The organism is Niabella hirudinis (assembly GCF_051201075.1).
GTDB lineage: Bacteria > Bacteroidota > Bacteroidia > Chitinophagales > Chitinophagaceae > Niabella > Niabella hirudinis.
Genome location: NZ_JBPEHJ010000005.1, coordinates 416,733 through 437,748, shown reverse-complemented (window position 1 = coordinate 437,748; position 21,016 = coordinate 416,733). Strand labels below are relative to the sequence as shown.

The 21,016-nt window shown below is 45.6% G+C and carries 23 protein-coding genes; 19 read left to right on the top strand and 4 right to left on the bottom strand.

The features are described from left to right. Positions 1–60 precede the first annotated feature (60 nt). Positions 61–408: a phage holin family protein gene (locus GGU45_RS12740; RefSeq protein ID WP_435225270.1), complete on the top strand. Its 348-nt coding sequence runs from the start codon at positions 61–63 to the stop codon at positions 406–408. A gap of 99 nt (positions 409–507) precedes the next feature. Here the strand turns inward: GGU45_RS12740 and GGU45_RS12735 are convergent, their stop codons facing one another. Continuing rightward, positions 508–924: a Fur family transcriptional regulator gene (locus GGU45_RS12735; protein WP_435225268.1), complete on the bottom strand. Its 417-nt coding sequence runs from the start codon at positions 922–924 to the stop codon at positions 508–510. Positions 925–942: 18 nt separating this feature from the next. Further along, positions 943–1,551, bottom strand: a complete 609-nt coding sequence (locus GGU45_RS12730; RefSeq protein ID WP_435225266.1) for an SCO family protein — start codon at positions 1,549–1,551, stop codon at positions 943–945. Positions 1,552–1,671: 120 nt separating this feature from the next. Here GGU45_RS12730 and GGU45_RS12725 point away from each other — a divergent pair, with 120 nt between their 5' ends. Next, positions 1,672–2,073 (top strand): MerC domain-containing protein, encoded by a 402-nt coding sequence (locus GGU45_RS12725; protein ID WP_435225265.1) that lies wholly within the window; start codon positions 1,672–1,674, stop codon positions 2,071–2,073. 29 nt (positions 2,074–2,102) lie between these two features. After that, positions 2,103–2,525 (top strand): YybH family protein, encoded by a 423-nt coding sequence (locus GGU45_RS12720; protein WP_435225263.1) that lies wholly within the window; start codon positions 2,103–2,105, stop codon positions 2,523–2,525. Here the strand turns inward: GGU45_RS12720 and GGU45_RS12715 are convergent, their stop codons facing one another. Then, positions 2,526–2,747 carry a hypothetical protein gene (locus tag GGU45_RS12715; protein ID WP_435225262.1) on the bottom strand — a complete coding sequence of 74 codons (222 nt, stop codon included), beginning with the start codon at positions 2,745–2,747 and terminating at the stop codon, positions 2,526–2,528. 208 nt (positions 2,748–2,955) lie between these two features. On the opposite strand from GGU45_RS12715, the gene GGU45_RS12710 reads away from it, so the two are divergent. The 9 genes from GGU45_RS12710 to GGU45_RS12670 all read left to right on the top strand — a co-directional run bounded on the left by GGU45_RS12710 (position 2,956) and on the right by GGU45_RS12670 (position 14,088). After that, positions 2,956–3,426 carry an LSm family protein gene (locus tag GGU45_RS12710; protein ID WP_435225260.1) on the top strand — a complete coding sequence of 157 codons (471 nt, stop codon included), beginning with the start codon at positions 2,956–2,958 and terminating at the stop codon, positions 3,424–3,426. A 52-nt stretch (positions 3,427–3,478) separates the two neighbouring features. After that, on the top strand, positions 3,479–4,726 hold the full coding sequence (gene nusA / locus GGU45_RS12705) for a transcription termination factor NusA (protein ID WP_435225258.1): 1,248 nt from the start codon (positions 3,479–3,481) through the stop codon (positions 4,724–4,726). Between the two features lie 46 nt (positions 4,727–4,772). Beyond that, entirely contained in the window at positions 4,773–7,670 is a 2,898-nt protein-coding gene (gene infB, locus GGU45_RS12700; protein WP_435225257.1) for a translation initiation factor IF-2, read from the top strand. Between the two features lie 141 nt (positions 7,671–7,811). Then, positions 7,812–9,218, top strand: coding sequence for a peptidylprolyl isomerase (locus GGU45_RS12695; protein ID WP_435225256.1), 1,407 nt, complete (start codon positions 7,812–7,814; stop codon positions 9,216–9,218). Between the two features lie 23 nt (positions 9,219–9,241). Further along, positions 9,242–9,865 (top strand): guanylate kinase, encoded by a 624-nt coding sequence (gmk, locus tag GGU45_RS12690; protein ID WP_435225254.1) that lies wholly within the window; start codon positions 9,242–9,244, stop codon positions 9,863–9,865. Positions 9,866–9,885: 20 nt separating this feature from the next. Further along, positions 9,886–11,133, top strand: a complete 1,248-nt coding sequence (locus GGU45_RS12685; protein WP_435225252.1) for a hemolysin family protein — start codon at positions 9,886–9,888, stop codon at positions 11,131–11,133. A gap of 64 nt (positions 11,134–11,197) precedes the next feature. Then, positions 11,198–12,046 carry a twin-arginine translocase subunit TatC gene (gene tatC, locus GGU45_RS12680; RefSeq protein WP_435225251.1) on the top strand — a complete coding sequence of 283 codons (849 nt, stop codon included), beginning with the start codon at positions 11,198–11,200 and terminating at the stop codon, positions 12,044–12,046. Between the two features lie 11 nt (positions 12,047–12,057). Beyond that, a complete protein-coding gene (rpiB, locus tag GGU45_RS12675; protein WP_435225249.1) occupies positions 12,058–12,510 on the top strand; it encodes a ribose 5-phosphate isomerase B in 453 nt (150 codons plus the stop codon). Between the two features lie 36 nt (positions 12,511–12,546). Beyond that, the gene (locus tag GGU45_RS12670; RefSeq protein ID WP_435225247.1) at positions 12,547–14,088 is read left to right on the top strand and encodes a M28 family peptidase; all 1,542 of its coding nucleotides are present in this window, start codon (positions 12,547–12,549) and stop codon (positions 14,086–14,088) included. Between the two features lie 141 nt (positions 14,089–14,229). On the opposite strand, the gene GGU45_RS12665 is transcribed toward GGU45_RS12670, so the two are convergent. Next, positions 14,230–15,168, bottom strand: a complete 939-nt coding sequence (locus GGU45_RS12665; RefSeq protein ID WP_435225245.1) for a helix-turn-helix domain-containing protein — start codon at positions 15,166–15,168, stop codon at positions 14,230–14,232. A gap of 168 nt (positions 15,169–15,336) precedes the next feature. On the opposite strand from GGU45_RS12665, the gene lpxA reads away from it, so the two are divergent. From lpxA to GGU45_RS12630, 7 genes are all read left to right on the top strand, one after another. Beyond that, the gene (gene lpxA, locus GGU45_RS12660) at positions 15,337–16,143 is read left to right on the top strand and encodes an acyl-ACP--UDP-N-acetylglucosamine O-acyltransferase (protein WP_435225243.1); all 807 of its coding nucleotides are present in this window, start codon (positions 15,337–15,339) and stop codon (positions 16,141–16,143) included. Next, entirely contained in the window at positions 16,118–16,744 is a 627-nt protein-coding gene (locus tag GGU45_RS12655; protein WP_435225241.1) for an ABC transporter ATP-binding protein, read from the top strand. The genes lpxA and GGU45_RS12655 overlap by 26 nt, the downstream gene beginning before the upstream one ends. A gap of 99 nt (positions 16,745–16,843) precedes the next feature. Then, a complete protein-coding gene (locus GGU45_RS12650; protein ID WP_435225239.1) occupies positions 16,844–18,520 on the top strand; it encodes a hypothetical protein in 1,677 nt (558 codons plus the stop codon). Positions 18,521–18,644: 124 nt separating this feature from the next. After that, entirely contained in the window at positions 18,645–18,782 is a 138-nt protein-coding gene (locus GGU45_RS12645; RefSeq protein ID WP_435225237.1) for a hypothetical protein, read from the top strand. 28 nt (positions 18,783–18,810) lie between these two features. Continuing rightward, entirely contained in the window at positions 18,811–19,686 is an 876-nt protein-coding gene (locus GGU45_RS12640; protein ID WP_435225235.1) for a MopE-related protein, read from the top strand. A 51-nt stretch (positions 19,687–19,737) separates the two neighbouring features. Further along, positions 19,738–20,469, top strand: a complete 732-nt coding sequence (locus GGU45_RS12635; RefSeq protein ID WP_435225233.1) for an Lcl domain-containing protein — start codon at positions 19,738–19,740, stop codon at positions 20,467–20,469. Between the two features lie 116 nt (positions 20,470–20,585). After that, entirely contained in the window at positions 20,586–20,993 is a 408-nt protein-coding gene (locus GGU45_RS12630; protein WP_435225231.1) for a cobalamin B12-binding domain-containing protein, read from the top strand. Positions 20,994–21,016 lie beyond the last annotated feature (23 nt).

Below are 21,016 nucleotides of genomic sequence, written 5' to 3'. Positions count from 1 at the left end.
TTCCATTCAGAATCCTTCAATTTTAGCTACCTTTAACTTTTAATAAACATTCCTGGTTTCATGAATTTCATTCTTAAGGTACTCATTACCGGACTCATCGCTTATTTGCTTCAAAATATATTGTCCGGCGTTAAGATTGCAGATATAAAAACGGCAGCGCTATTTGCGCTGGTGCTCGCCTTGCTCAATGCGGTGGTAAAGCCCTTGCTGGTGATCCTCACCATTCCGGTTACCCTGGTTACCCTGGGATTATTTTTATTAGTGATCAATGCTTTTATGGTATTGATCGCGGCTCACTTTTTTAAAGGGGTGGAGGTAGATGGTTTTTGGTGGGCATTGATATTCAGCATCTTGCTTTCCCTGGGCTCTTCGGTACTGTACTCGCTGGTTGGCGGAGGTAAAAATTAAGACATTTTTATTTGGAAAAAATGACTTACGGCTGTAAATTAGCAGTTAGTCAAAACATTAATCAAAAGTCCTGATGTGTCTACATGAGGGCTTCTTTTTTTACTGGTTGCAGGATCTGCAAATGCCCTTCACCACTACTTCTACCTGCTGTATTGTATAGGCGTGCGGTAATTTAATAGATGGTGTTACCACATCGTCCAAACAAAAGGTATGCCCACATTTACTGCATACCAGGTGCACATGATGATCATGATGATGCCCTTCGCCGCACTCGTCTTTACACAAGGCATATTTAATACTATTGTCTGATGTGGGAATGGTATGTATGATTCCCTTATCTACAAAAGATTGCAGCGTCCGGTAAACCGTAACCCGGTCAAAATGACTGCCGGTGTTTTTTTCGATATCGGCATGGGCCAATGCACCATCGCTGTTCAGGAAGAGCGACAGGATCCTGCGCCTCCCTTCTGTAACGCTTAAATTATTTTGTTTTAATATATGAATAATGCTATCCATAACCTAAAGTTACTTAATTTAATTTTTTAACTCATCGGCGATGTCCGCTATCAGGCGGTTGATTTCCTTTTGCTTTAAACCGTCATAAATTTTCAATACGTTTCCCTTTCGATCCACGAGCGCCCAAAATTGGGTATGCAAAAAATCATCTTCATCGGAGTTAAAATAGTTTTTGGGGTCATCAATCGTGTAACTCAGGCGGGCCATTTTATAAAGACTATCCTTTCTTCCGGTTAAAAACACCCACTGCCGGGTATCCACTTTCATGGAGTCGGCATAATGCTTTAGCCGGGCGGCCGAATCTTTTTCGGGATCGCAGGTATGGGATACGATCAAAAATCCGGGCGTTCCTTTGTATTTTTCATATACCTGTTTCATATTATTATTCATCATCGGGCAAATTCCCGGGCAGGTTGTATAAAAATATTCAGTCACATATATTTTCCCTTCCACATCCTTATTGGAGAATGGTTTACCATCCTGGTTGGTAAATATAAATTTTCCCACTTTACTGATCGGCTCCAGTTTGCGGCTGTTGAAACCAGGGATAAAATAAACCGCAGTCAGGTAAAAGGCGATTGACAGGAGAACGAAAAAAGAGATATAAAAAATAGCTTTTTTTGACATGCTGTAAAAATTGAAGTGCAAAGGTATTCCAACAACTTAACAATTGAGGTGTAAAAACGTTTATTTAGAAGCGCTAAATAAAATATTTGCAACAATGTTTCTTTTTTTTATTTTTGCAACATGAGGTCAAAAATTAATTGGGATGTTTTGGGGATTTCAGCTTCTGTTATTTGTGCCATTCACTGCGCCGTTTTACCGCTGTTTATGGCAAGCCTCCCGCTTTTTGGCGTCAATATCATTGAAAACCTGGCTTTTGAACTGGGAATGATTGCGCTTGCTTTTGTGGTTGGTATGTATTCGTTGCGGCATGGGTATAAATTTCATCATCATAAGCGATTGCCGCTCCTGCTATTTACTACAGGGATTCTTTTTCTGCTGTTAAAACAGGTTTATCTTCAGTATCATACATTGCTATTAGTGCCGGCGGTCGTTTTTATCATATCGGCGCATATCGTCAATTACAGGTACTGCCGCAGCCATAACCATGCACATGCCGATGATTGTAATCATGATCATTATTAATGCTGAGGGCTCAAATCTGAAATCTCAATATGAAAAAATATAGTTTGTTTTTTTTGTTAGGTATCGCGGTTATTGCCGGTCATGCACAAAACGATGTTCAGAAAATAAAGGCATTGATGGAGCAGCAGGCAACCGCTTGGAACCAGGGAAACCTGGAGGGGTTTATGGCTACTTACTGGAACAATGATTCACTCCTTTTTGTGGGGAAAAACGGCGTTACCTATGGCTGGCAGCAAACCCTGGACAATTACCGAAAAAACTATCCTTCAAAGAATGCAATGGGTACCCTGAAGTTTACATTGTTGAAATTACAGCCAATGGGCTCCGGTTTTTATAATGTAGTGGGAAAATGGCAGCTGACCCGGAAAATGGGTGATCTGAAGGGGCATTTTACTCTGGTGCTAAAAAAGATAGCGGGGCACTGGAAAATTGTGCAGGATCATAGCAGTTAACTATTTCACCTCCTCAAAATCAATATACTCGCCCACCCGGGATTTTTCCTTTTGAGGCGGGGCCTGCGGCTCTGGCTGTGGGTTGCCCGGTTGCTGAAACTGCTGTTTCATCTGGGAAAATTGCTTTTTTATCTGGCGGGTAGTGCGGTATACGGGCAGGGCAACTTTTACAACAAAATTGTATAGTAAAAAAAATAATATGGCGTATAAAATGACAGACATATAGTAAAGTAAAAGTATAACGTTACAATTGTAAAATTGTTGTTGCCGCCGTCTTTTTTTCACAACAAGGCATTTCGCCTGTACCGAAATACAACGGGTTTAGGAAAATAGTCGTAAAAATTGGTCGGTTTGCTATAATTGCCTTAATTTTGCGCCAGAAAAGGAGATTGAGGGAACGGAGGCGTTCCCTTCTTCTTTTTTCAGAATTATGGATAAAGAGGCAATCATTCAGAAATTACAGGAAAAAGCAGTTGCGTTGCTACAGGGAAACCCGTCTCATTTTTTAGTAGACATTCGCATAAAACCGACCAATAATTTTAAGATATTCATTGATGGTGATAACGGGGTTGGTATTGATGACCTGGTAAAGTATAACCGGGCTTTATATAAACAGATTGAAGAGGAAGGCCTGTTTCCGGATGGCGATTTTTCGCTTGAAGTATCATCGCCGGGTTTGGATGAGCCGCTGAAGCTGCACCGCCAGTATCATAAAAATACGGGTCGCAATGTGGAAGTGACCCAGTTAGACGGGCAAAAGACGGAGGGGGAGTTGTTTTCTGTAGCAGATGATGCCATTGTGGTGGCAGAAATCCGGGGAAAGGGGAAAAAAACAGAAAGAATAGAGCATACGATTTTATTGGAAACAATTAAAACAACAAAAATTCAAATTAAATTTTAAAAAGTAAACAGCTCAGGGGCTGTGATTTCATTAAGGTAAATCGTACTTCATTATGGCAAGTATTAATTTAATTGAGGCATTCCAGGATTTTAAAGATGCAGAAAATATAGATCGTCCCACAATGATGAAAGTTGTTGAGGATGTATTTAAAACATTACTCCGCAAGAAATACGGAAGTGATGAGAATTTTGATGTGATCGTTAATGCCGAAAAAGGTGACCTGGAAATAGTACGGCACCGGACTATTGTGGAAGATGGGGAAGTGGAAGACCCGCTGGCCCAGGTTGCATATTCCGAAGCTGTAAAGCTGGAGCCGGACTATGAAGTAGGAGAAGATCTGTACGAGGAGATTGACCTGATCGACTTTGGCCGCAGGGCTATCCTTGCCGCCAAACAAACGCTGGCAGGGCGCATCAGCGATCTGAAGAAAAACGTACTGGCTAAAAAATACGAAGACCGCATTGGGGAAATCATAAGTGCTGAAGTATACCAGGTGTGGAAGAAGGAGATTTTATTGCTGGATGAAGAGGGGAACGAACTGATTCTTCCTAAAAGCGAGCAGATCCCCCAGGATTATTTCAAAAAAGGAGAAAATATCCGCGCCGTGGTAACCCGGGTGGATCTGAAAAATAATAACCCCGTAATCATTCTTTCCCGGACGGCTCCCGATTTTCTTGCAAAATTGCTGGAGATTGAGGTGCCGGAGATTTTTGACGGCCTTATCATCATTAAAAAAATTGTAAGGGAACCCGGAGAAAGGGCAAAAGTGGCGGTGGAATCCTACGATGACCGTATTGATCCTGTAGGGGCCTGTGTGGGTATGAAGGGAAGCCGGATACATGGTATTGTGCGGGAATTGAAAAATGAAAATATTGATGTGATCAACTGGACCACCAATATGCAATTACTGATTCAGCGGTCACTGACTCCTGCAAAAATCACCAGCATGAGCCTGGACCAGGAAGGAAAGCATGCCAGCATTTTCCTGAAACCCGACCAGGTTTCGCTGGCTATTGGCAAAAGGGGAGTAAACATTAAACTGGCGTCTGATCTTACAGGCTATGAGCTGGATGTGTACCGCGATACTGAAGACGAGGAAGAAGAGTTTGATGTGGACCTGGAAGAATTTGCAGATGAAATTGATGAATGGGTGATTGATGCATTAAAGAAGATCGGCTGCGATACGGCCCGCAGCGTATTGCGGATGTCTCCCGGCGAGCTTGAAAAACGAGCCGACCTGGAGAAAGAAACGGTCGATGATGTTCGAAAAATTTTACAAGAAGAATTGGAGCGGGAATAAAACGAGATTTTCAAATTCTCCAATATTTCCTCATTAAAAAAACTGAATGGCAGAGATAAAACTTCCAAGATTATTACAGGCGGCCAAAGATTTTAATATTGGCCAGCAAACACTTGTTGATTTTTTGGTAGGCAAAGGGTTTTCAAAAGACGATCTGAAACCCACGTCCAAGCTTACCGAACCAATGGTTATTGCCCTGCAACAGGGATTTCATGGGGACAAAGCCGCAAAAATTATCAGCGACCAGGTTGATTTACCAAAGGGATTAGGTGGCGATGGCAAGAAGCGTCGTGAGGAGGAAGAGACGCCAAAGCCTGCAACGCGCCCGGCCGAAAAAGAAGAGCCGGTTATTGAAACGCTGCCGGTTGAAGTTGTTGAGGTGGCGCCGGAAGTTCCGGCTAAAGAACCGGATGTTGTTGCAGTGGTGCCGGAACCTGTTCCGCAGCCTGAGGTTACTGAAAGCACAGAAGCCGCCGCCGAGGAAGCTCCTGCTCCCGTGGCAAAGACGGGCATTGGAGGGCCAAAAATCATCGATAAGATCGATTTGTCGGCCATCGACTTTTCGACTCGCCCTAAAAAAGCAGCGAAAAAGGAAACACCTGTCCCCGAAACGCCAAAACCCAGGGAAGAAGAGCCGGTTGCCGCAAGCCAGGAACCAGTGCCCGCCGTTGAAGAAAAACCGGAGGTAGTGGAAACACCTGCACCCGCCGCAGAAGAGGAAAAACCTGCAGAAGTACAGATCACAAAGATCCAGGCCGAAAAGATCGAAGGGCCAAAGATCCTGGGCAAGATTGAGCTTCCTGTAGATAGCGATACCCGCCCCAAACGGGATGAAAAACGGAAGCGGAAACGTATTCCGATTGAAAAGAAAGAAGTTAAGGCCGATCCGGATCAGCGCCGGCCGCATGGTGGTCAGCAAACCCAGCCCGGGCGCAGCGGCGGTCAGCAGCATGGCGGTGGCGGCCATCATGGAAAAGGCAATTTCAGAGACCGGCACCGGCCCCATCGCGAAGAAAAACAGATTGACGAAAAAGAGATCCAGGAAAAAATACGGGAAACACAGGCAAAACTCAGCGGCGGTGGCGGCAACAAGCAAAAAAGCATGCGTGCAAAAGCCCGGAGAGATAAGCGTAATGAAGCTGCTGAGGCCATGGAAGAAGAGGGCGTAGACAAAACATTAAGGGTAACGGAGTTCATCAGTGTAAGTGAACTGGCCAGCCTGATGGATGTAAGCTTCGCGGATGTGATCAGCAAATGTATGAGCCTGGGAATCATGGTATCCATTAACCAACGTCTCGATGCAGAGGTGATTGAGCTGGTTGCAAGCGAATTTGGATATGATGTGTCCTTCATTGATATGGAACAGCAGATGGAAATGGAGGAAGAAGCTGAAGAGGAAGATGATGATGCAGAACTGGTTCCAAGAAGCCCGATTGTAACCATCATGGGCCACGTAGACCATGGTAAAACTTCGTTGCTGGATTATATCCGGAATGCAAACGTGGTAGCAGGGGAGGCCGGGGGTATTACCCAGCATATTGGTGCCTACCGCGTAAAAGTGGCCGGTGGAAAAGAGATTACCTTCCTGGATACCCCGGGGCACGAGGCATTTACGGCCATGCGGGCAAGAGGCGCCAAGGTTACAGATATCGCGGTTATTGTGGTAGCAGCAGACGATGCCGTGATGCCGCAAACAAAAGAGGCCATCAGCCACGCGCAGGCGGCCGGCGTACCCATGATATTTGCAGTGAATAAAATTGATAAAGACGGTGCCAACCCCCAGAAAATTTATGAGCAGTTATCGCAAATGAATATTCTTGTAGAAGAATGGGGCGGAAAATTCCAAAGCCAGGAACTGAGCGCCAAGCAGGGTTTGAACGTGGATAAACTGCTGGAAAAAATATTACTGGAAGCCGAATTGCTGGATCTGAAAGCAAATCCTGACCGGGAAGCAACAGGAACCATCATTGAAGCAACCCTTGATAAAGGAAGAGGCTATGTGGCCACACTCTTGGTCGAAAATGGTACATTAAAACCGGGCGATCTGATTGTGAGCGGCCAGTATTTTGGCCGCGTGAAAGCGATGTTCAATGAACGGAATAAGCGCGATGATGCCGCAGGCCCTTCTGCGCCGGCTGTTGTGCTGGGCCTGAATGGTGCGCCGCAGGCCGGGGAGAAATTTAAAGTTTACCAGGAAGAAGCAGAAGCTAAAAGCATTGCCAACCGTCGCTCCCAGATCCTGCGAGAGCAGGGAATGCGTACGAAGAAACACATTACGCTGGATGAAATTGGCCGGCGCCTTGCCCTGGGTAACTTTAAAGAACTTAATGTGATCATTAAAGGGGATGTGGACGGCTCCGTAGAAGCATTAAGCGACTCTTTACAAAAACTCTCCACGGAAGAAATCCTGGTAAATGTGATCCATAAAGGTGTAGGACAGATCAATGAAAGCGATATCGTACTGGCAGAAGCTTCGGACGCCATTGTGATCGCCTTTAACGTGCGCCCGTCACAGCAGGCATCTCGCATTGCTGAAAATGCGGGTATCGAGATCAAGATGTACTCGATCATTTACACGGCAATTGACGAAGTGAAGAGCGCAATGGAGGGTATGCTGGAACCAACGATGAAGGAAAAGATCGTTGGTAATGTGGAGATACGCGAAGTGTTTAAATTTGATAAGGCCGTGGTGGCAGGATGCCTGGTACTGGATGGCCGCATCAAACGGGACAATAAAGTACGCCTGATCCGGGATGGTATTGTGATTTACCCGACCGGTGAAAATGCCGTGGCGGAACTGGGCTCCCTCAAGCGGTTTAAAGATGATGCCAAGGAGGTGTTAAACGGCATGGAGTGTGGTCTGACTATTAAAAACTACAATGACATTAGGATAGGCGATGTGGTGGAAGCGTATGAGCTGGAGGAAGTAAAACGGACTTTGTAGTTATTTTTGGCATTGAAAATTATGGATCAGAACATCAGTCGGAACAGCCGGCTGGTGTTTTTCATTGAAACAGACAACAAACTTTTGTTAAATACAGCACTGTTTGGAGGAGGAAATCCCCTGCAGATTTATTTTTGAATTATGTTTAGTAAGAATAGAAGAACAGGTCTTTTTTCAATAAAGGGGACGCTGACTGCTTTAGCGCTATTGCTTTCTGCTGTTGTTATGGCCCAGGGCCGTTCCAGCAAGGAAGTGGTTGATAAAATTATTGGAGTGGTTGGCGACCGGATCATCCTGTATTCCGATATTCAAAATACGATCAAAGATGCAGCGCGTTACGGTGAAAAACTACCCCCCAATGCGGACTGTATGATTTTTGAGCAGGCCCTGCTTTCCAAAGTCCTGGCCCTGCAGGCAGAACGCGATTCTATACCCCTTACTGATGAAGAAGTAGAGGCACAAATGGATCTTAAAGTGCGTAACCTGATTATGCAATATGGAAGTCAGGCGGAAGTAGAAACGCTTGCAGGGAAAACAATATACCAGCTAAAAGATGACCAACGGCCATTGATCCGCGAGAATATGCTTGCAGAAGCAATGCGGAAAAAAGTAGTGAGTGGCGTGCATATCACGCCTACAGAAGTAAAGACTTTTTTTGAAAAGGTTCCTACGGACAGTTTACCGTTCATAGAGTCCGAGCTGGAAGTGGGGCAAATCTCCATCCTGCCTCCGGCATCCAAAGATGTGGATGAATACATCTATAATGAAATGCAGAATTATAAAAAGCAAATTGAATCCGGTGCGACCACGTTTGAGGCATTGGCCAAGCGGGTTTCTGAAGACCCGGTCAGCCGGGAACGCGGGGGCGCTTTAGAACTCAACCGTTCAGATAAAACCTGGGACCCGGTATTCCTCTCCACAGCTTTCCGGTTAAAAGCAGGCGAAATTTCGCAGCCCGTAAAGTCTAACAGGTTTGGTTATTTCCTGATCCAGCAGGTAAGCCGGCGTGGTGATAATGCCCAGGTCCGGATGATCCGGCGGGTGCCCCCCGTAACCGACAATGAACTGAAACTGGCGCATGCCCGGCTCGACTCGGTGCGCGCGGATATTGAGGCCAAAAAAATTTCCTTCAAAGATGCGGCCTATAAATACAGCGATGATGAAAGCGTAAAAAACTATGGGCCCTTTGTTTTAAACAGGGATGGCTCTACCTATGTAAATATTGATGCGCTGGATAAGGACATGGTAAACACGATCAAAGATATGAAGGTGGGTGACCTGTCGCAACCCGTAAGTTTTACTAATGAAGAGGGCAAAAAGGGGGTGCGCCTGGTTTACCTGAAATCCCGTTCGGAACCGCACCGGTTAAATCTGGATGACGACTATGCTAAAATCGCGGAAAGGGCCCTGGATCAGAAGAGAAGCGAGGAATTGGATAAATGGCTCGAAAAAAAGATCCCTACTTTTTATATACTGATCGATAAGGAACAGGCAAACAGCTGCCCCAGTCTTTCAAAGTACCAGACAACTGAAAACCGCGGATTTTAAATTATTTAGTATTTTGCAGGTGCATGATATTCAATAACCGTCCGTTTCTATATTTTCCCCTTGCATCCGGCGCTGATGGGCACCATAAAATTATTATCCTTACCGCGCCTTCGGGCGCGGGAAAAACTTCGATTACCCACCATTTACTAAAAAAAATTCCGCAACTATCCTTTTCCATTTCTGCGGCTACCCGGGAGGCCCGGGCATGGGAAGTGGACGGAAAGGACTATTATTTCATCACGGAGAAAGCGTTTACAGAAAAGATCAAGGGCAACGAATTTGTAGAGTGGGAAATGGTTTATGAGGGCAAATACTATGGAACACTGAAGAGCGAATTGCAGCGGCTCTGGAAGCAAAACAGGTATCCCCTGCTGGATATTGATGTAAAAGGAGCCATTCATGTGCAGCAGCAGTATCCAAAAGAGAGCCTGTCGGTCTTTATAGAACCGCCTTCTGTAAAGGAACTGCGGAGGCGTTTGATTTCCAGGGGAAGTGAAAGCGAGGAATCCCTCCAGACCCGCCTGAATAAAGCGGAATATGAACTATCATTCATTAATCATTTTAATAAGGTGGTGGTGAATGATGATCTGGAGGAGGCCTGTGCGGAAACGGAAGCCCTGGTACGGAAATTCCTGAATATCATGTAGCATTTATATATCTTTATCTTATGGAATGGCAGCTATTAATGTGGATCTTTTCTTTGCTGTTCATGATCTTTTTTGCCGGCGTGGAAATGGCGTTCTTTGGCGCCAGCAGGTTGAACATTGAGCTGAAAAGAAAACAAGGCACGTTAACCGGGCGGTTGCTGGGTAAATTTGTAGATACACCGGCAATTTTCTGGGGAACTACGGTTATTGGGTATATAACGGCCCTTACTATCTTTGTATTGCAAACCAGCGAAGTGTTGATTCCTTTCTGGCAAAAAAGCGGCATTAATTCCAGAACCGCCCAGATCCTGCTGGAGATTGTGCTGAATACCCTCATCATCCTGGTATTTGTAGAATTTATACCCCGGGCGGTTTTCAGGGCCAATAGCAATACCCTGCTGAGCCGTCTGGCCGTGTTTATCAATTTTATCCTTTGGCTCCTGTATCCCATTACGGCGGCGCTTTTCAGGCTGGCAAACTGGATTCTGAAATATGTATTTAATGTACGGCTTGATAAAGGAAAATCGCCGTTTGCCCGAAATGACCTGCAATTTATGTTTCGCGACAGCCGCACCACGCTGCGGGAGGAAACCAGCACCCACCTGCTCGAAAATGCACAGGAGCTGGCCAATATCAAGATCCGGCAAAGCATGGTGCCCCGCAAAGAGATTATTGCGGTTGATGTGAATGCCCCCGTGGAAACACTCATCCAGAAATTTATTGAAACAAAAAAAAGCCGGATTATTATTTATGAGTCGACCATTGATAATATCCTGGGGTTTGCGCATGAATTAGACCTTTTTAAGAAACCGGCGGATATCGAATCGGCCCTGATTCCCATTATCGCGGTTCCGGAAAGCATGACAGCGGTGGGGCTGATCAATAAATTCAGCAAGGAATCCAAAAGCATTGCCTGGGTGGTGGATGAGTTTGGTGGCACGGCTGGGATCATTACCATGGAAGACGTGCTGGAGGAGCTTTTTGGCGAAATATGGGACGAATATGATACCCAGCTTTTTGTGGAAAAGCGGATATCAGAAGATGAATACATTTTTTCGGGAAGGATGGAGCTGGATTACCTGGGAAAAAAATACGATTTTGAGTTTGAGGATAAAGAAGATTCGGAAACGTTGTCGGGATATATCATCAATTTTTATGAAACCATTCCTGCTCAAAAGGAACGGATCATCATCGGTGATTTTGAATTTGACATTTTAGGGGTAAACGATACCCGGATCGAGATGGTCAAAATGAAAAAATTAAAATAGATATACCAAAAGCCTGACTTTTGCGCTTTTTATACGCATCTTTGTCCTCCATTTTTAATATACAATGGCTTTACTGGATTTTTTAAAGAAAAGGAGTGGTGGCGAGGATGAGATGTCCTTTATCGATCACCTGGAAGTTTTAAGATGGCATTTGATACGCAGCGTAATCGCCGTGGTGGTTAGTGCCATTGTTGTTTTTATATTTTCCAATTTTTTTGTGAATGATATTATTTTCGGACCAACGAGGCCCGACTTTATCTCCGTACAATGGCTGTGCAAGGCAGGACAGAGTATGGGAATAGATGGACTCTGCCTTAAAATTGAGCCCAAGTTCCAGGAAACCACCATGACCGGGCAGTTCATAGCATCGTTTACTGTAGCTTTTGTAGGCGGGTTTATATTGGCCTTCCCATATATCTTCTGGGAAATCTGGCGCTTTGTAAAACCGGCCTTGTCCGATAAAGAACAAAAAGGTACCACCGGAATTATCTTATGGGTATCTATATTGTTTTTTATTGGAGTGGCTTTTGGTTATTTTATTCTTACCCCGTTAATGGTAAGTTTTTATTTTAATTATAAACTGAGTGATCAGATCCAGATCATTCCTACGTTTTCGGACTACCTGGAGAATGTGATCTATACCACCGTGGGTATTGGGTTGCTTTTTCAATTGCCCTTAGTGGTACTATTGCTGGCAAAAGCCGGCATTCTTACCGGAACGGTGCTCAGAAAATACCGGAGGCACGCATTTGTAGTGGTACTGATTGCTGCAGCCATTATTACACCTACAACAGATCCGTTTAGCCTGGCGGTAGTTACTGCGCCCCTGTACATTCTTTTTGAAGTAAGTGTGGCGCTGGCATCAAGAATTGAACGGAAGCGATTATCAGACAATCCACAGGAGTGGAGTTAAAAATATCGGTTATGGAAACAACATTTGATCTTACAAAACCTGTAGCTATTGGCAGTGATCATGCAGGATTTGAGTACAAACAATATGTCATTTCCTTCCTGGAAGGAAAAGGATTCGCATTTAAAGACTTTGGGGCACATTCTTCGGAATCGGCCGATTATCCCGATTTTGCGCACCCGGTTGCCGCAGCGATTGAAAGCGGGGACTATGCATTTGGCATATTGCTCTGCGGCAGTGGAAACGGGGTTGCCATAACGGCTAATAAACATCAGGGGGTGCGGGCTGCCCTTTGCTGGGATAAAGAAATTGCCGAGCTGGCCCGCAAGCATAATAACGCTAATATCCTCTGCGTTCCCGCCCGGTTTATCCCCGAGGATGTTGCAGAGCTGATGGTAGAAACCTTTATTGCTACCGGGTTTGAAGGTGGCCGCCATCAAAACCGGGTTGCCAAAATCAGCTGCTGATAAAGCATTTGGCAGCCAACACAGAAAATGAGAAGTATGATGAAACATCTTTTTACCCTGGCAGCGGTTTGCGCGGTTGTGGTCGCTACTGCTCAGAAAAAGGCAAACCCCGAAACTTTTGCCCGCACCATTACCACAGCCGATCTGAAAAGCCATCTCAGCGTGATTGCCAGCGCGGAAATGGAAGGAAGAAATACGCCCTCGCCGGGTCTCGAAAAAGCTGCGGAATACATCACCGCCCATTTTAAGAAGCTGGGATTGGAACCCGGAAATAACGGAAGCTACCGGCAAACGCTCCAGTTGTCGAAAGACTCTCTGACACAGCTGAACCTGCTGGTGAACGGCATGCCTTTTAAAGCATTTGAGGATGTGGCGCCCATGTGGTTACAAGACGAAAAGATTAACCTCGATTACAAAGAATACGCGTTTGCCGGATATGGGATAGTAGATGCCGGCAGGGATGATTATGCCGGCATGGACGTTAAGGGAAAACTGGTGGTGATTATTGCCGGTGCCCCCACGGGGTTTACACCCACTAAAGAAGGCCGGGAGGCTTCAACTACCACAATGGCAAAAGTGACCAATGCCCTGGTGAAGGGAGCCGCCGCTATCCTGATTGCTACCGACCAGATTCCGGCCCGTGCTAAAATCCGTGCAACGTACCGGCCAGACTGGCAGCAACACGCACCGGCTGCTACCCCCCCGGTTTTTTATATAAGTGCTGACGTGGTAGAGAAAGTAAGCGGCCATAGCTTTCAGGAGGTAAAAGCAGCCCTGGATAACGGCCAGGCGGCGCCGGGTATTAGCCAGGCCACACTTAAACTGGACTATCAGCTGCAGAAAAATAAGGCCACGGCCTCCAATATACTTGGTATTATTGAGGGTACTGATAAAAAAGACGAATACCTCTTCATTACCGCGCACTATGACCATGTAGGTAAAGATGCCGCCGGAAATATTTACTATGGCGCCGATGATGACGGTTCCGGAACCGTGAGCGTTCTGGAAATGGCTGAGGCTTTTGCCCGGGCAAAAAAAGCCGGCAAGGGGCCCCGCAGAACGATCGTGTTTATGACGGTAAGCGGTGAGGAAAAAGGGCTTTGGGGTTCGGAATATTACTCCGAGAATCCTGTATTTCCCCTGGATAAAACCACCGCGGATCTGAATATTGACATGATTGGCCGTATTGATACGGAGCGGATGAGTGCCGATACCCTGAATTATGTTTACGTAATAGGCCACAATAAGCTGAGCACAGATCTGCCGGTAGTCAATGAGGGTGCTAATAATAAATATACCAAACTGGTATTGGATTATAAGTTTGATGACCCCAATGATAAAGAACAGATCTACTACCGCAGCGACCACTATAATTTTGCCCGGAAAGGCGTTCCCATTCTCTTTTTTTATGACGGAATGCTAAAGGCCGATTATCACAAACCTACAGATACGATTGAAAAGATCAATTTCCCGCTGATGGCCAAAAGAGCAAAAATGATTTTTTATACGGCCTGGGAAATAGCTAACAGGGATCAGATGCTGAAGCGGGATTTGGAGCTTCCGGCGCAGACGCGGTAGATCAGGTTTCACGTTTAAAGTTTCAGGTTTCAAGTTCAAGATTGGATCCGGCTTTATACTCCATAAACTATTGACTATTGACCATCGACCATTCAATGCCGTTTCCTTAAGACTCACAAAGGATAAAACAGCGCATCACTGTTATTTGGAGGCAAACAGCAACTCACAGGGCTTTAGCCCCGTAAGCCGTTTAAAGGCAGTGCTGAAATGCGAGATGGAGGAATAACCCAGCATCATCGAAACATCGGTTACACTGAGGCCCTTTTCATAAAGCAGGTATTTGGCATGCTCCATCCGCTGGTTCTGGTAAAAATCAAAAATGGTGGTGCCGTACATTTCCTTAAACCCTTTTTTAAGATAGCACTCGTTCATAGCTACCTTCCGGCTTAGCTCCTTAATAGTGATCGGCTCACCAATATGTTTGATCAGGATTTCCCGGGCCTTTTCTACCTTGTCCTTGTCTGCTTCATTAGAAAGGAATTTACAGCTGATGACCTCCAGTTGCTTTTCATCCGCCATAGAATCCATGGTCAGCAATAACAGCATCTGCAGCTGTGCATTTACGTAAATGTTTTCCAGCGTACCTTGATAACTGTTTTCGAGCAAGCCTTCAATTACCGTTTTGGTCTTGCAGCAAAGCGGCAGTGTGCGGGTAAAGGAAACTTTATGCTTGAATTTCAGCAGCGAGTCGCTGAAATTATTAGTGGTTCTTGTTTTTATAAATTGGGATAGATGGGCCGGCATAAACCGGACGTTTACCACGTCAATGCTCTCTGTACTGTCTTCACAATCTTTGGCGCGGCCGGCAGCGCATTTGCTGCAATTTTCGCGGGAACAATACCTGTTTCCCGCAATACAAAATATTAGTTTCAGGTTGTTTTCTTTCGGTTTCTGGCCGTTGTACTCATACACCAGCATGCCCATGTCTTCCGTTAAAATATTTACAGACCGGTTGTACCGCTTGATCTCATACTGCACGGCACCGGGGATTTGCTGCACCCGGTGCGCCTTTAGTTCCAGCGATGGCGGATGATCCAAGTCCTTGAAACTTAATTGTATAATTTCTTCAGTATGATCCATGATACGGCTGCAAAGGTATCGCCAATCTTCTATAAAACAGGCAAAAGAATGTCAATTGTTGGTAATAATCCCTGATTTGCAGTTCCTTATTAAAAAAATTAATTACAATTAATTATCGAATGTCTAAATTTGCGCCATTATTTATTATTGGTTTGACCCTGTAAGTACATGATCCATTTTAACTCATATATACATCCGGACGCCAAAGTGGCGCGGAATGTGAAGATCGACCCGTTTACTGTGATCCACCAGGATGTTGAGATTGGTGAAGGTACATGGATCGGTTCCAATGTGACCATACTGGAAGGTACCCGCATTGGTAAAAACTGTAAGATCTTCCCGGGAACCGTGATCGGGTCGGAGCCACAGGATAAAAAATTTGACGGGGAAAAAACAATTGTAGAAATTGGCGATGATTGCGTTATTCGTGAGTTTGTAACCATTCACCGGGGAACCCGCGATCGATGGAAAACAGTAGTGGGCAAGGGGTGCTGGATCCTGGCTTACAGCCATATCGGGCACGATTGTGTTATTGGCGACTATTGCACATTAAGCAACAGCACACAAATTGCCGGTCATGTGGTACTGGGCAGCCATGTAGGTTTTGGAGGTGTTTGCGCCGTACACCAGTTTGTAAAAGTAGGGTCTTATGCATTTATCAGCGGCGGATCACTGGTAAGTAAAGACGTTCCGCCTTATATTAAAGCAGCCCGGCAGCCTTTGAGTTATGCAGGCATCAACTCGGTAGGGCTTAAAAGAAACGGGTATTCCGTTGAAAAAGTAAATAATATACTGGATATTTACCGGGTTATTTACAACCGGGGGCTTAACGTGACCCAGGCCGTACAGCTTCTTGAGGAAGAATTTCCTGTTACGGACGAGCGCGATGAGATCCTCACATTTGTGCAGGAAAGCACCCGGGGCATTATCAAACGATACACCAAAGGGAATGGCGATGACGATAGCCTTGAATAAGGCTGGAAAACGATTTAACCGCGACTGGATCTTCAGGGATCTTTCGGGCCGCTTTGAATCCGGCAACAGTTACGCCATCATTGGAGCCAACGGCTCCGGAAAAAGCACTTTTTTACAGGTTATTGCCGGCGCCCTGCATTTAAATGAAGGCAGTTGTACCTGGATAGACGACGCACCAGTTCCACCGGAAAAAATTTACCGGCATATTGCCTGCTGTGCTCCCTATCTTGAACTGATTGAAGAAATGACCCTCCCGGAGTTTCTCGGGTTTCACCAGCAGTTTAAACCATTTATAGCCGGCATCACTCCTAAAAAGATCATCGAAGAGCTGGGTTTACAGACCGCGGCGCATAAACGTATTCAGCAATTTTCCAGCGGTATGAAGCAGCGGGCTAAACTGGCGCAATGCATTTATTCAGATACGCCCATTGTACTGCTGGATGAGCCCTGTACCAACCTCGACCGGCAAGGCATTGATCTTTATTACCGGCTGATCGATCAGTACTGTAAAGACCGGCTGGTGCTGGTAGGCAGTAATGATGAAGTAGAATATCAATTCTGTAAAGAGCGGCTCAGTATGATGGATTACAAACTGTTTTAATTGCTAAATTTGTACCTGGATAAGACAGGATCTGTATGTCTTTTATAGAGAAAACTTAAAGCGCTGAAACCCAAAGCAAAATTCTGTTTAGCATTCAGGATGAGAGCCATATCCCTGGTCATATATTTTGTTTTATGTTCCCTTTTTTTAGTGGGGCAGGATCTTCCTGTTTCCGATTGGGTAAAAAGACTGGAGGATAATAGCGAATCACAGGTCATCCGGCACTATTCAGTTTACTACGATATTACCAAAATTGATTCTGCCTCAAGGATCAGGGCCGCTATCGCCATTGAAAAAGCATGTACCAAAGGAAACAGGCGGCTAAGGCTTTTAGGCCGGTCGGTAAAGGCAAAGCTGCTCTTTTATTACCTCAAAGAGGGCGATTCGCTGTACGCATCACAAATGAAAGCCTGCCTGAAGGAAGCTGTAGAAACGGAAGATCCCTATTTACAAGCCGAATTTGGCCGCTGGTATGCCGAAATGCTAAATTCCATGAACCAGACAGAACTGGCTGTTCAATATGCTACCACTTCACTGCAGCTGCATCATTACCTGGGGCTTAAAAATTTTGCAGCAGTAAGTATTTTTTACATGTGGGTGGGTGAGGCTCTGTTGGTTGCCGGTTATCCGGGAGATGCAATCGATCACCTGCGCACAGGTTTAAGGCTTGCAGATACGTTGGTGAAGCCATTCCGTTTTATGTACACTTACAATAACCTGGGGCTGGCCTACCGGAAACTGGAAAAACATGATTCAGCGCTTTTTTATTTTGAAAAGCTCGGGCAATATTGCCTGGAGACAAAAAGACCCGACTGGCAGGAAATAGCTTATAAAAACCGCCTGCCCTCGTTTGTGGCACTGGGTATGCTTGACAGCGCAAAAGTGGTGGATGCCCGCTTGTTTGAAATTGCCCGCCACAGCAAAGAGCCGGATGATTCATTGATCGCTTATGAGATGATGGGTAAGATAGCGATGAAGGAAAAGGACTTTCAAAAAGCGATTCCCGCCCTGCTAAAAAGCGCCGCATTGAACAACGGAAGCAATAAAGAATTATTGAACCGGGTGTATGAATCGTTAGCGGCTTGTTATGAAATCACCGGTCAACCCGCCAAAGCATATCCCTACTCAAAAAAAGTGCGTATTTATAACGACAGTGTAAGCCGTGCCCGGGAACTGAGTAACAACCGTTATGTTTTTATAAAAGCAGCCTATGAAAAAGAGCAGCTGGCATTAAAGAGCATGACCGAAGAAAAACGCGCGGCCATTAGCAAAAGAAATGCCGGCATTGTGCTGCTTGTTTTTATGGCTGCCATAGCGGCCTGGTGGTTGAACCGGAGCCGGAAAAAAGCCGAAAAACGCCAGCGATTGGCGGCCAAAGAACTGGATCTGTTCAAAGAAGAGATCATCAGAAAGAACAGCCGGATTGAAGAACTGCAGGCAAGCATAGAACTGCAGCAACACCGGCAACAGGACGCCCAAACCATCGAAGAGCTGAGCCACCAGATGATACTCACCGAAACGGACTGGCAAAATTTTAAATCACTTTTTGAAAAAACACATCCCGCATTTTTTAAAATGCTCAGCGACAAAGCGCCTGGGATTACCGAGGCCGAGCAACGGATGGCGGCGTTGATAAAGATCCGGCTCAATACAAAACAGATAGCAGCCATGCAGGGCATTGGCGTAGACAGTGTGCACAAAACCCGCCACCGTCTGCGGCAGCGCTTTGGCACCGGTACGACCAGCGAGCTGGAAATGATCATCGCGGCGATCTGATAATCCTCTTATTATCAGTCTTTCAACTCTTTTGACAGGATTTTGACAGGTAACTGACAGGCAATTGTCAGCCAAAAAATTTGTGAACCGGTTTACCCAAAGGGTAAATTAGGTGAAAGATATTATGCGCTTCGTTAAAAAGTACAGCAGCCAGATCATTATACTGCTGCTCATACTGGTATTGATCCTGTTGCTGATCATTTTTACCGATATGCATGTGGCCGCAATCAACCGGGAAATAGAGCAGGTTTTGGGGAAATAATATTTTTTTAGAATAAATAGCGATTATTATGAAAAAGCTTTTATTAGGTATGTTTTCCGTTGTGTTGATGACGGCATGCCAAAAAGACGCTGCTACCAGTCATTCTCTGGAAGCGATTACGACCGTTGCCGCAAAAAAGCCGTCTTCCAGAATGCCGATTTGCCATTTTGATGCGACAACTGAAACCTGGAAACTGATGAACATCAAACCCTCAGCATGGCCCAGGTATCAGGCCTATGGCGATATAAGGCTGGATGATGTGGATGGCGATGGCTATGTAACCTTCAATAAATGCGGTTATGGGCAAATGGGGGATTGTAATGATAATAACGCAGCCATTCACCCCGGTGCCACAGAAATAAAAGGAAATGATATAGATGAGAACTGTAATGGTATTAACGATGATGTGCCGGCAATTGGAGCCAGCTACAAAGGCGGTAAGCTGGCCTATGTTTTACAACCCGGCGACCCGCGTTATGACCCGAATCTGCCACATGGGTTTATTGCAGCGCCTGCTGACCAGGGAGTACCTGTATGGGGGCCAGCAACCGAGGTGGGAGGAACCAGTGGCGCATTAGGCAGCGGGGCTGCCAATACCGCACGGATCGTTGCCGCTTATGGAACTGCCGGCACTGCGGCCAAATTGTGTGCGGACCTGGTTTTAAATGATTATAGCGATTGGTACTTGCCAAGCCTGGGCGAACTGAACCTGCTTTTTCAAAATCGTTTTGCTATTGGCGGGTTTACAACTGAAGGCACCATCACGAATCTCTTTACCTCTTATTGGAGTTCCACCGAGGACGGTAGTGGCTTTGCCTGGTTCCAATACTTCGCCAACGGGAATACGGACATAGTCAGCAAGGACGCCTCCTGGATCAAAGTGCGTGCAATACGATCTTTTTAGGCGCTGATAGAAACCGCCATAAAATATAAATTTTAAATACAAACTACAATTATGAAAAAGATGTTGTTGATTTTACTGCACGTCTTATTTATTACAGCATGTAAAAAAGACATGGTTACCGGCAAACCGCAGGAAGAAATCATCGCTTCAGTTGCCGCTAAAAATTCCGATAAAAGTGTTGACAAAATAACCATCTGGCACTTTGGTGCTAACAAAAACACCTGGAAGCAAATAAGCATTAATAGCAACGCATGGCCGGACCACCAGGCTCATGGTGATATATGGGAAGCGGGTCAGGATTATAAAGGTGGAAAGATTGGGTATATATTAAACCCCGGCGACCTCGGTTATGACGCCAATATACCACATGGGTTTATTGCTGCCCCTTCGGACCAGGGATCAGGCATTCCATGGGCCCCTATTGGAACCTTTGCCTTTTTAGGCACCAGCGATGCATTAGGTACCGGAGCCGCCAATACGAAGAAAATTGTTGACTACTACGGGGATGGTAACTATGCTGCGAAATTATGCGCCGACCTAGTGTTGAATGGCCATGATGATTGGTATTTACCAAGTCTTGCCGAACTGAATATACTTTATGTAAATCGTTTTGCCATTGGCGGGTTTGATACCAATACCAATGATATCCCCAATAGCTATTGGAGCTCTACAGAAAATGACTACACTTCTGCCTGGTTCAAATTCTTCAACTTTGGGTATCAGACTACTGTATCCAAGTACGATTCTTACCGGCATAATGTTCGTGCCATCCGGTCGTTTTAATGGTTATGCTGCTATCCGAAACTTGCAGTTTCGAATCCTTATACTGTTGCGTTTGGTAACCTGCCGGCAGTCTGTTTTTTTCCGATCCTACACTTTTAAAACATACTTTTGCAGGCATGAACAGACCTATTCGTGTTTTGGTGGCTAAAATTGGTTTGGATGGCCATGACCGCGGTGCCAAAGTAATTGCCACCGCCCTGCGGGATGCGGGTATGGAAGTGATTTATACCGGCCTGCGGCAAACACCGGAAATGGTGATTCAGGCGGCTATCCAGGAAGACGTTGATGTGATCGGCATCAGTATTCTGAGCGGAGCGCATATGACCGTTTTTCCAAAAGTGCTGGAGCTGATGCAGGCAAAGCAAATGGATGATGTGCTGCTGGTGGGCGGAGGCATTGTACCGGACGATGATGCCGCAAAACTAACGGCGATGGGGGTGGGCCGGATTTTTGCGCCCGGCAGCACTACACAATCAATAGCAACGTATATTCAGACGGAGGTGGCGAAAAGAAGGAACTTTTAAACTGTTTAAAGTTCAAGGTTTAA